Consider the following 12113-nt stretch of genomic DNA (forward strand, 5'->3'; position numbering starts at 1 on the left):
TGAATATGGATTGATTAAGTAAAAATGTTTGAATAGCAAGACTGATTGCGTTTTCAAGATGGATGAAAAAAATTTAAATTCTTTTCCTTAAAACATGAAAACTAAACTTGTCTGCTTTAAAATAGTTTACCGAAAAAAGAATAGGTTCATCCATTTCATCGAAATGCATTTGCTTTAAGACTAACAATGCAGTTTCTGGTTCACATTCTAGAATTGGGGAAATTTTTTCATGATAGCCTAAGGGCTCAATTTGAGCAACCGCGTATGTAATTCTTCTGTTAGCTTTTTCTTCCAAAATATGAAAGATCGATTCTTCTGCATGTGAAAATGTTTCCGGCAGAATACGTTTGGGTACCTTGTCGACACAATAAACGACTGGCTCCCCATTGGCGGTTCTAACCCTCTCCATCACGAAAATCTCCTCATCAATAGAACAGGAAAAACGGCGAATATCCTCTTCGGTAGCATCTTGTGTTGATGAACTAAGGAAAATTGTTCCAGGAGTCATTCCAGCTTGTTTAATCATGGCTGTTACACTATTAAGTTGTTCTATACCTGATGTAAACAAGGGCTTTACATTAACAAAAGTACCCACGCCATGTCGTCTAATGATGACATTTTCTTCTTCGAGGATCCGTAATGCTTCTCGAAGAGTTGCTCTGCTCACACCAAGATGTTTGGCAAGATCAAACTCAGAAGGTAATTTCTCTTTTTCTTTATATACCCCATCTGCTATATCTTGCTTTAGACGATCGATAACTTGTAGGTATAAATGCCGGTTATCTGATTTTATAGACATCCTGTATCCTCCAGCCTTTTCCTTAGACATCAGACATCTGATATCATTTCTACTAATCGAAATTTATATTAACACTTTTTTGGGTATAAATAAATAGCTATTTATAAATTTTGTCGATAATGGGGAAGGTTATGTCACAAATGTATCAAGGAAATTTTTCCTATATATTATTTTGGATTTTTTGAGTAATTTCACCCACAAAAAAACAGCCCTTATTATGATAATTTTCCCATCATAATAAAGGCACTATATTTTCTAGTCTACCTTTTACAGTTTCTAGAAATTTCACCAACTAATTTATGAACTTTGTTCTTCTTTATCTATTGGTTTCGCCTGCAAGACAGCTCGTGGCTTACTGCCTTCATAAGGTCCAACGATCCCACGTGCCTCCATTTCGTCTATTAATCTTGCTGCTCTTGTATACCCAATACGAAAACGTCTTTGTAACATAGAAACAGATGCTGTTTGCATTTCGATAATTAAGTCAACTGCCTCTTCATAAATATCATCATCGACCGCACCCGTTACTTCTGGGATATCATCTGGTATCATTTCATCCTGATATTGCGCTTTTTGCTGTCCAATTACAAATTCTACCGTATCCTCCACTTCTTGGTCCGAAAGGAAAGCACCTTGAACTCGAACTGGCTTTGATTCTCCAACTGGAAGGAATAACATATCGCCTCTGCCTAACAGTTTTTCTGCACCACCCATATCCAAAATTGTCCTGGAATCGGTAGCACTGGATACGGCAAAGGCAATTCTTGATGGAATATTTGCTTTAATTACCCCAGTAATGACATCAACAGATGGCCGTTGGGTTGCAATAATTAAGTGAATTCCTGCCGCACGGGCCATTTGTGCAAGGCGGGTAATCGAATCCTCCACATCTGAAGAGGCAACCATCATTAAGTCTGCTAACTCATCAACAATAACGACAATAAATGGCAGCAATGGCTGTTTATCATTTTCTTCTAAGTTGTGCCTTCTTACATGTTCATTATAGCCCTCAATATTACGCGTTCCCGTATGGGAGAACAAATCATAACGTCGTTCCATTTCGCTTACTACTTTTTGCAATGCTTGTGAGGCTTTTTTTGGATTCGTTACTACCGGTGCTAATAGGTGTGGAATCCCATTATAAACATTCAATTCAACCATTTTCGGGTCAATCATCATTAATTTTACTTCATGAGGCTTTGCTCGCATCAATATACTAGTGATAATTCCGTTTATACATACACTTTTTCCGCTTCCAGTTGCACCAGCAACCAACAAATGGGGCATTTTATTTAATTCCGCCAAAACAGCCTCACCAGTAATGTCTCTGCCTAAACCAATTAACAGTTTTGAGTCGGGCTTGTCATTTTGGGTTGCTTCTAATACCTCACGAAGTGAAACCATTGCCACCTCTGAATTAGGGACCTCTATTCCAATCGCTGATTTACCAGGGATTGGCGCTTCAATTCGAATTCCTTTAGCAGCTAGTGCTAATGCTAAGTCATCACTTAGACTGACAATTTTACTTACCTTTACACCTACATCGGGATGAACTTCATATTTTGTAACAGCTGGTCCTAAATGTACTTGAGTAACTCTCGCCTTTACTCCAAAGCTTTGAAATGTTCTCTCGAGCTTTGCCGCATTCGCATGGATTTGTTCATATTCTCCACTTTGGTCTGCTTTTCTTGGCAAACTTAACAATCTAAGCGGGGGTAACTCATAGTCGATATTCTCGACTTCTGTAAAAGTGATTGGCGGTATTGGATCTTCATTTTCTTCCGGCTTGCTTTTAGTTTGCTTCGTTTCTGCAGGCTGATTTGTTTCAATTACCTCTTCGACATAGGCCCTATCTGCAAAGCTAGAAATAATTGGCTCTGGAGAACTGATTTCTTCCTGAGGTGATTGTGATTCTGTAGTTGATCTTGTCTGGCGATTCTGTTCACTGTTCTCCTGCACTTGTCTTCTTTGTGTAGTTCTTTCTGCTTTTTTCTCCTGTTGTTTTTGTTTCCATTCTGTCATATCGGTTTTAAATGCATCCCATTGACTTTTTGAGAAATCAACAAGAACCATCATGATTTTCGCAACAAAATCTCCAAAAGATTTTCCAGTTAGTAAAATAACTCCAATTAGGATGAAAATAAAAGCAATAATTTTCGTCCCCGTCTCTGCAAATAAATAATGAAATATAGCAAATAATACTGCCCCAAGCATTCCCCCACCTAAATCGGTTGTGCTTGTTTCACCTCTTAGTTCCATCATAAATAATTCCCATGTATTGCTGATCACACTGGGGTCTTTAAATTTCCCATCATTGGTTAGCAAATGAAAAAGCGTGACATGACTTAGGAGCAGAATCGCTGAAGTAATAAAGTACACTCCAACTAATTTAATATGGAAGAAAAAAGGAATAATTCGTTTCCACATTAAATAAACGCTTAATACAACTAGTCCAATTAAACTGAGCATATACCATTCTCCCATCCAAAATCGGAAGAAAATCACGGTTGCTTTTCCTACTGCACCAAGTTTTGCTATCGATATGATTGCAATTGCTAAAATGGCCAATGCGGATAATTCAAATTGAACAGTCTTTTTCAAATGGTTATCTCTTTTTTTAGGTTGTCTTCTCTTTTTCTTTGCCATCTAATCACCCTGTGTTTATTATGGTATATTATTCCTTTAGTATCTAACATCCCTGTATAAGAGGGTAAAAAGGAAGAAAGCAGCCTTACTGGCTGCTCTAGTGTCTTCCCTTGATTATACCATAATCTTCTATTACATAGCGGACAATCCGTCCAGGTTCGCGAAAGAAATTTTTGCTCCCGGACATAGTTGGTCATCCAAGTAATGCTGGGGATCTGTACTTAGATTCCGGATGACTTGAACATTTTGACCATCTACAAACTCTACCATGAGGGGTATGCCCTGGTAACTGACCATTTGTGGTTGTCTGGGTGATTCCACCTCATAAGGAAAAATTAATTCGGGTGGCACCATAGTATAAAGTATCATTGGATCATCCCCTCATCCTTTTCTTTATGTAGGTCAATCATTTCATTTAACTTTTTCATTGCCTGTCCAAGCCCGCCTACTTCATCAATTAAACCTGTCTTAACAGCATCAACACCAATTACATTCGTTCCAATATCCCTAGTTAAATTTCCTTTTGCAAACATTAAATCTTTAAATGTTTCTTCACTAATTTTTGAATGCTTGGTTACAAAGTTAATGACCCGGTCTTGCATTTTATCCATATATTCGAAGGTTTGCGGCACACCAATTACAAGACCCGTTAATCGAATAGGGTGGATCGTCATGGTTGCCGTTTCAGCAATAAAGGAGTAGTCACAGGAAACAGCAATTGGAACTCCAATGGAGTGGCCTCCTCCTAATACAATGGAAACCGTCGGCTTTGACAGAGTCGCAAGCATTTCAGATATAGCTAGGCCTGCCTCAACATCCCCGCCAACCGTATTTAAAATAATGAGAACACCCTCTATTTTAGGGTTTTGTTCTATTGCTACAAGTTGAGGAATGATATGCTCATATTTTGTTGTTTTGTTTTGTGGTGGCAGTGCCAAATGCCCTTCAATTTGACCAATAATTGTCAAACAATGAATTTTAGAATCTGTTGACAGCTGCGGGACATTTGTTTGTCCTAGCTGCTGAATTTTTTCTATTAATGCAGAAGATGGTTTATCCTCTTTTTGAGGTTCGCCGCCTTCTTGACTCGCAGTTTTATCCTTTTGAAAATCGTTATTCATCCTTAATACTCCCTTCAAGCATGATATAGGTTAGTATTATCTTATAAGGTAAAATCATGCCAAAAATAAAAAGCACTGGATGTCCAGTGCTTTCATTCTAGATTTCCATAATGATTGGGAGAATCATCGGTCTTCTTTTTGTTTTTTCATATAAATTTCGATTTAATTCTTCTCTTATCTCTTGCTTTAAACTAGACCATTCAAATGTTTCTTTGGCAATATTTCTTTCTACAATGTCACGAACTAGTTTTGTTGACTCCTCCATCAACTTCTCCGATTCGCGAACATAAACAAATCCTCTAGAAATAATTTCAGGACCAGCTGCTATACTCTTGTCTTGTTTTTTCAATGTCACTACGACAATTAGGATTCCATCCTGCGATAAGAGCCTTCGGTCACGTAGGACGATATTCCCGACATCACCAACACCAATGCCATCGATTAGAATATTCCCAGAAGGAACCTTACCCGAAATGGCTAGTCTGCCTTCCTTCCATTCTAGAATATCTCCACGGTCAGGGATAATAATTTGTTCATCTGTGAGACCACATTCCAAAGCTAATTTTCGGTGCGCTTTAAGCATCCGATATTCACCATGTACAGGAACGAGATATTTCGGCTTCATTAAGTTTATCATAAATTTTAATTCTTCTTGACTGCCATGACTTGATACATGGATCGTCCTTTTACCCGATATAACATTAGCACCAGCTCTAAAGAGCAAGTCGATTGTTTTAAATAAAAATACTTCACTGCCTCTAAGCGGGGAAGCGGCAATCAAAACCGTATCTCCTTTTTGGATGTTAACCACTTTATCCATTTGCTTTGCCATTCTCTGCAAAGCCTCGATCGGTTCACCCTGACTCCCAGTCATTAATACGACAATTTCATGATCCTGATATTCTTTTAACTGACTGACAGGAATAATTAGATCTTCTTCTACTTCTAAATATCCTAAATCAAGGGCAATATGATAGATCCGCTCCAAGCTCTTACCGACCACAGCCACTTTACGTCCGTTTTCCTTTGCTGAGTTAAAAATATGTTGAATTCTATTTATATCCGAGGCAAAACATGCTGCAATAATCCTCCCAGGTGCATTATAGAAGGTATTGGACATTTCCCGTTCCACCATTGCTTCTGATGCAGTATAACCAGGCTTTTCAGCTTCCGTACTATCAGACAATAAACATAAAACCCCTTGTTCTCCAATAGCTGCCATCTTTCCAATTTCAGGTTTATAAAGCTGTGTAGCCGCCTGATCAAATTTAAAATCACCTGTATAAACAATGGATCCTTCAGAGGTATGAATGCAAATCCCCACAGAATCTGGAATACTATGATTGGTTTTAAAGAAACTAACATCAACTGCATCTAAGTTAACAATCGTATCTGACTGCACTTCAATAAAATTTGTCTTACTAAAATAATCCTGTTCTCTAAGCTTTGCACTTGCAAGTGCCAGTGTGAGCTTAGTTCCATAAACAGGCACATCAATATGGGTAAGAACATATGACAATGCCCCAATATGATCTTCATGTCCATGAGTAAGGAAAATTGCCTTTACCCGTTCCTTATTTTCTTTTAAATATGTAATATCCGGAATGACAATATCTATGCCTAGCATTTCTTCCTCGGGGAACATTAAGCCGGCATCAATAATAAATATATCCTTGTCCACTTCGACAAGATACATATTTTTTCCGATTTCTCCTACGCCACCAAGTGAGATTACCTTAATGGAGTTATTAATTTTGTTTATCAATTTGTAAATCCTCCTATGTTGTAACTAAATTTATTTAATTGAACTCCGAAAAATGTCTAGCTGCAGCTCCGCTCTATAGGGTGCATCCGCCTTTCTTATTTCCGATCCAAATCAGTTATAATTATTATACTTGATTTTTGAAAACCTTTCCAATAAAAATGCAATAATGACTTTTTCTGATGGCTCTGTTAAAGTTGCCTGTTGATTTCCGCTCCAATCAACAGGGTGCCAAAATATACAATAAGCCTTAACACAGCCTTTTAAATCAAAAAGCCAACCGACTTTTTGATCCGGTTGGCTTTGACTATTCATTTTATTTGTTTTAATAGAGTAATTAATATTGTTCGTTCTTGTTCTGTCAGCCCAACGAGTGGGAGCCTTACTGACCCGACATCTAATCCTGATACCTGTAAAGCCGTTTTTACAGGAGCAGGACTCGGAGCAGCAAATAACCCTTGCATAATTGGGAGAAGCTGTTGATGCATTTTAGCAGCCTTTTCGTTTTCACCATTAAAAAAAGCTTTAACCATTTCCTGCAGTTGATTCCCAATAACGTGAGATGCAACCGAAATTACACCTACCCCGCCAATAGAAAGCACAGGGATTGTCATACTGTCATCCCCACTATATAAAACAAAATCATCATCTGTATTAGCAACGATATGTGTCATTGCATTAAGATCACCGCTTGCTTCCTTAACTGCTACAATATTTGCGATCTTTGATAATCGAATAATCGTATCAGGATGGATATTAACTGCAGAACGGCCTGGTATGTTGTAAACCATTACCGGCAAGGAGGTTGCTTCTGCAACAGCCTTGAAATGCTGATAAAGGCCTTCTTGATTTGGTTTATTATAATAAGGAGCAACAATCATTATTGCATCCACTCCAAGGTGCTCAGCTTTTTTTGTTAATTCAATGGATGCATAAGTATTATTGCTTCCTGTTCCAGCTATTACTGGAATGCGCTTATTTACTACTTTAACAACATGATCAAATAATGCCAGTTTTTCTTCCTTAGACAAGGTTGGAGATTCACCAGTGGTCCCAGCAATTACAAGGGATTCTGTTCCATTTTCAATTAAATAATTCACTAATTGCGTGGTTTTAGCAAAGTCAATATGTCCTTTTTTATCAAAGGGAGTTACCATTGCCGTCGAAACTCGCCCGAAATGAACCATATTTCTACTCCTCTCAATACCATCAAGCATAATTAAATCCACAATTCATCTTAGGGATTTACTATTCATTTGAAGACAACTTTTATAAATCAGTAATATTAAATTCTACTGATTCATCTTCTAACTGAAAGGCATCATGAAGGGCATTAACCGATTTAACTAAATCATCCTGCTTTACAAGTACCCAAATCGTAGTATGACTATCTGCAGATTGTAATATACGAATCCCATAATCCGATAAAGCCGTCACGATTTTGGAGGTAACACCAGGGACACCGGCAATTCCTGCACCAACAACAGAAACCTTAGCACAATGACGCTCAACGACGGGGTCATTGCCTAATTCATTTAGAACTGTAATTGCACGATCCGTCATTTCTTCCGTAACTGTATAGATTACACCATTAGGAGAAATATTGATAAAATCTACACTGATGCCTTCATTGGCCATCGCCTTAAATACTTCAGCCTGCAAGTAATATTGATCCTTTTTTGCAAAGACTTTAATTTGGGTAACATTTGAAACATGAGCGATTCCGGTAACAACACGTTCCTTGATATCACTGCCACGATTATTTTTATTTATGGATGTGACCAATGTTCCTAAATTATCTGAATAGGTTGAGCGAATCCGGATTGGCACTTTTGCCTGCATAGCGATTTCAACCGCCCTAGGGTGAATGACCTTAGCACCTTGATAAGCCATATTACACACTTCTGTGTAAGTTACAACAGATAGTGGTCTTGCATTTTCAGCAATACGCGGGTCTGCTGTCATAATTCCTTCCACATCTGTAAATATGTCAATATACTCAGCATTTAGGGCAGCTCCTAAGGCAGCTGCTGAAGTGTCACTTCCACCCCGGCCAATGGTTGTCATATCACCATTATTTGCCGCACCTTGAAAGCCTGCTACCACGACAACATCATTACTTTCTAACTCACTAAGCAACCGATCACATTGCATATCAATAATTTTTGCATTTGTATGGTCATTGTTTGTACGGAAACCTGCTTGTGCACCAGTTAATGATACAGCATTAATTCCGCTCTCAAGCAGCATATTCACAAACACAACACTAGATATAACCTCACCACATGACAATAATAAATCATGTTCGCGTTTTGAAATTTTACTTAAATTTCCACCGACTAAAGAAAGTAATGAATCTGTTGCATAAGGGTCACCTTTTCTCCCCATCGCGGAAACTACAACTACCACTTTATAGCCATCAGCTAAAGCTTTTTCGATATGGCTCTGAGCATATTTTCTGCTTTCTTCATCTTTTACAGATGTACCGCCAAATTTTTGAACAATAATTTTCATGGTGACACAAAAACCTGCCTTTGTGATGTAACTTTATTTTACAATACCTAATTTCACTAAACTTTCTGCGATTTGGACAGAGTTCCAAGCTGCTCCTTTAAGCAAGTTATCAGAGACAACCCACATATGAAAACCACGAGATTCATCGAGGTCCTTTCTAATTCGGCCGACAAAAACATCATTTTTCCCAACGCAATTTGCAGGCATTGGATATAGCTGATTTTCTGGATCATCTTGTAAAATAATACCTGGAGCATCCTTTAATAATGCTTTAATGTCATTCGCACTAACATCATCCGCTTCAATTTCAAAATAAACAGATTCAGAATGACCAACTGCTACAGGAAGTCGAACGCAAGTTGCAGAAACCTGTACCTCTGGTAAGTGCATGATTTTTTTAGTTTCATTAATCATTTTCATCTCTTCAAATGTATATCCGTTATCTTGAAATTTATCGATTTGTGGAATCGCGTTAAAAGCAATTTGATAGTGATTTTTATCTGATTTCACTGGTAAAATCTTTGGTTCATATGCTTCTTCGTTTAAGATTGACTGAGTTTGCTGCATTAATTCCTCGACAGCTGCTGCACCTGAACCGGAGACAGCTTGATAAGTGGAGACGATAACTTTCTTTAAACCAAATTGTTGACGAATTGGCTCAAGGGCAACAACCATTTGAATAGTGGAACAATTTGGGTTAGCAATAATCCCATTATGTTGATGAAGGTCTTCTTCGTTCACTTCTGGTACAACTAAAGGTGTATTCTCATCCATTCTAAAAGCGCTAGTGTTGTCCACCACGATCGCACCGCGCTTAACTGCTTCTGGACCAAGCTCCTTTGATACACTACCGCCTGCACTAAAAAGGGCTATCTCAACGCCTTCAAAACTCTCAGGCTTTGCTTCTTCAATCGTATATTCTTGACCATTAACATCTACTTTTTTACCTGCTGAACGTGCTGAAGATAATAGGGTAAGTTTTCTAATTGGGAAGTTCTCTTTCATTAATGTTTGTATCATTTGTTGTCCGACTGCTCCTGTTGCTCCAACAACAGCAACGTGATATCCATTTTGTTGAGTCATTACTAGTTTTCCCCTTCCATACTCATCGTTGTACATAACTGGTTATATACTTTAAAAGGAAATGCCTGTATAAAGCATCCAGCATGTTATTAATAATTTTTTATTTCTCATCAGTGGGTTGAATCTTCCCACTGATGATAGAATAATTTATTTTAACATATTCCTTAAAAGAAATAACCTATTTTGATGAATGAAGGAATTATTAGTCAGAATCTTTATACCTTTCTACTAATACAGGTTGAATTTGTTTCCCTTCGATAGCTGCTTCAACTGTTTCTGTGAGCAATGTCATTCTTGCAACCATTGAATTTGGTTTTTTAATTGGATCATCCTGCCCATATGGAATAAAGTATATATTCTTGGTAGCCATTAATCTCATTAAATTTACTCCATTTAAACCGAGTGCATCATTTGTTGAAATCCCCAGCACCACTGGTTTTAAGTTACGCAGTGTTGCTTTTGCTGCCATTAATACTGGACTATCGTTCATGGCATTCGCAAATTTACTCATTGATACCCCTGTTAATGGAGCAATTACCATACAATCTAAAGGAATTTTTGGTCCGAGCGGCTCTGCTTTTACAATGGAGTCGATCACTTTGTTTCCTGTTAAATCTTCAATTCTTTGGATCCAATCTTCTCCTTTTCCAAAGCGGGTATCTGTATTTTTAACCGTAAAAGTAACGACAGGCATTACCTCTGCACCGGCTTGAACTAACTTTTCAATTTCTGGGAATACTGCATCATACGTACAATGAGAGCCAGTTAAGCCAAAGCCAATTCTTTTACCTTTTAAACTCATTTCACTTTCCCCTTTCGCTTTCTTAAATCATCTTGAAGCAGTTGGGCAAGAACATTGGCCAAAATTTGACCCGCCGTTTTTGGAGCGACAATCCCAGGCAGTCCCGGTGCAAGCAATGCTTTAATCCCTCTTTTTTCAGCATAACGAAAATCAGTACCTCCTGGCTTGGAGGCCAAGTCAATAATAAGCGTATGTGAAGGCATTTTTGAGATAACCATCGCTGTTACGATCAAATGTGGTGCTGTGTTTATTAAAATATCAGTGTCTTTTACTTCATTAACTAGATTATTTAAATGGAATGGTGTCAATCCCATCTCAGTAATCCGAGCTATATGCTCACTTTTCCTTGCTCCCACCTTAACTTTTGCTCCTAGTGCAGCAAAGGTTCTTGCCACACTCATCCCCACTCTCCCTAAGCCTAGAACCGCAATATTTGACCCATGTATGGTAAAGTCGGTATGTTGAATCGCCATCATTATTGTCCCTTCAACCGTTGGAATTGAATTGTAGATGGCCACATCATCCCTTTCAAATAATTGTATAAGAGTTCGTTTAGCTTCCTTAGTAATTCCATTTAAGTAAGGATTGCTAATTCCGGAATAAACCGTACAATGCTCGGGGGTCTTTGCAAGCATATCCCCTGTCAAAATAACCTTTTCATTAGAAAAGATTGTTTCTACCTGACCTTCTAAATTTGTACCGGGTACTGGCAGGATAAGGTTATCCATATTTGAAAAATCTACTTCATCCAACTTTTCCTTGACCGCACCTGTAAATGCGTGATCAAGTTGCTCAAAACCAATAAGCGATAATCTCGCATCTAATTCGGTTAACTTGCGGATGATTTCCAGCTGTCTGGCATCCCCGCCAATCACGGCAATCTGCATCCCTGTCAGCATGAAAACATTCACCTTCTTTTTTTAAAAATCCTACTAAGAGAATCCTTTTCTATATATCACTCCACCATCTTATGTCGGTTCTCTTCATTCGGTGAGTTTTCCATACGTACTAAATAAAAAAGCCCAAGCAAGATGAATCTTGCTTGGGCCTCCATGGGCTTGCGTGTATTAATCCTCGTCTGGTACATCGATAATGATCATATCAGAGCCTATTTTTTTTATATGATGCCACGGAACCCTAATTTCTTCCCCTTGTTTTCGAAAACCAAACCATTTTATAGAAGGGATAAGCAGTGCCTGAATTTGGCCTGTCCCTTCATTAATTTCTAAATCAGTTTGTCCGAGTACTCCCATTCGTTCGGCCTTTTTTACATCAACAATTTCTTTCCCGCTTAATTCACTCAATCTCAATGCAAATGCCCCCCTTCCTTTCCACCTTACTAATAGTCTATAGGAGGAAGTCCATATTTAGACTAAAGAAAAGATT

The 12113-nt window shown here is 38.2% G+C and carries 11 protein-coding genes; all 11 read right to left on the minus strand.

All coding sequences use genetic code 11. The annotated features are described in order from the left end of the window. Positions 1–73: 73 nt before the first annotated feature. Positions 74–799 carry a GntR family transcriptional regulator gene (locus tag M3610_RS01255; protein ID WP_098571714.1) on the minus strand — a complete coding sequence of 242 codons (726 nt, stop codon included), beginning with the start codon at positions 797–799 and terminating at the stop codon, positions 74–76. Positions 800–1096: 297 nt separating this feature from the next. After that, positions 1097–3445, minus strand: a complete 2349-nt coding sequence (locus M3610_RS01260) for an FtsK/SpoIIIE family DNA translocase (RefSeq protein WP_251456065.1) — start codon at positions 3443–3445, stop codon at positions 1097–1099. A gap of 132 nt (positions 3446–3577) precedes the next feature. Continuing rightward, complete coding sequence (locus M3610_RS01265) at positions 3578–3814, minus strand: YlzJ-like family protein (protein ID WP_251456066.1); 237 nt, start codon at positions 3812–3814, stop codon at positions 3578–3580. Further along, positions 3811–4566 carry a ClpP family protease gene (locus M3610_RS01270; RefSeq protein ID WP_251456067.1) on the minus strand — a complete coding sequence of 252 codons (756 nt, stop codon included), beginning with the start codon at positions 4564–4566 and terminating at the stop codon, positions 3811–3813. Before M3610_RS01270 ends, M3610_RS01265 begins: the two co-directional genes overlap by 4 nt. 97 nt (positions 4567–4663) lie before the next feature. After that, the gene (locus M3610_RS01275; RefSeq protein ID WP_251456068.1) at positions 4664–6331 is read right to left on the minus strand and encodes a ribonuclease J; all 1668 of its coding nucleotides are present in this window, start codon (positions 6329–6331) and stop codon (positions 4664–4666) included. Positions 6332–6639: 308 nt separating this feature from the next. Further along, complete coding sequence (gene dapA, locus M3610_RS01280; protein ID WP_251456069.1) at positions 6640–7515, minus strand: 4-hydroxy-tetrahydrodipicolinate synthase; 876 nt, start codon at positions 7513–7515, stop codon at positions 6640–6642. Positions 7516–7597: 82 nt separating this feature from the next. Next, positions 7598–8842: an aspartate kinase gene (gene dapG / locus M3610_RS01285; protein ID WP_251456070.1), complete on the minus strand. Its 1245-nt coding sequence runs from the start codon at positions 8840–8842 to the stop codon at positions 7598–7600. A 33-nt stretch (positions 8843–8875) separates the two neighbouring features. Beyond that, positions 8876–9925 (minus strand): aspartate-semialdehyde dehydrogenase, encoded by a 1050-nt coding sequence (gene asd, locus M3610_RS01290; RefSeq protein WP_251456071.1) that lies wholly within the window; start codon positions 9923–9925, stop codon positions 8876–8878. Positions 9926–10127: 202 nt separating this feature from the next. Next, the gene (dpaB, locus tag M3610_RS01295; protein WP_026566481.1) at positions 10128–10727 is read right to left on the minus strand and encodes a dipicolinate synthase subunit B; all 600 of its coding nucleotides are present in this window, start codon (positions 10725–10727) and stop codon (positions 10128–10130) included. Continuing rightward, positions 10724–11626: a dipicolinic acid synthetase subunit A gene (gene dpaA / locus M3610_RS01300; protein WP_251456073.1), complete on the minus strand. Its 903-nt coding sequence runs from the start codon at positions 11624–11626 to the stop codon at positions 10724–10726. The genes dpaB and dpaA overlap by 4 nt, the downstream gene beginning before the upstream one ends. A gap of 168 nt (positions 11627–11794) precedes the next feature. After that, a complete protein-coding gene (locus tag M3610_RS01305; protein ID WP_098571704.1) occupies positions 11795–12037 on the minus strand; it encodes a YlmC/YmxH family sporulation protein in 243 nt (80 codons plus the stop codon). Positions 12038–12113: the final 76 nt, after the last annotated feature.

Source organism: Neobacillus sp. MER 74 (assembly GCF_023714155.1).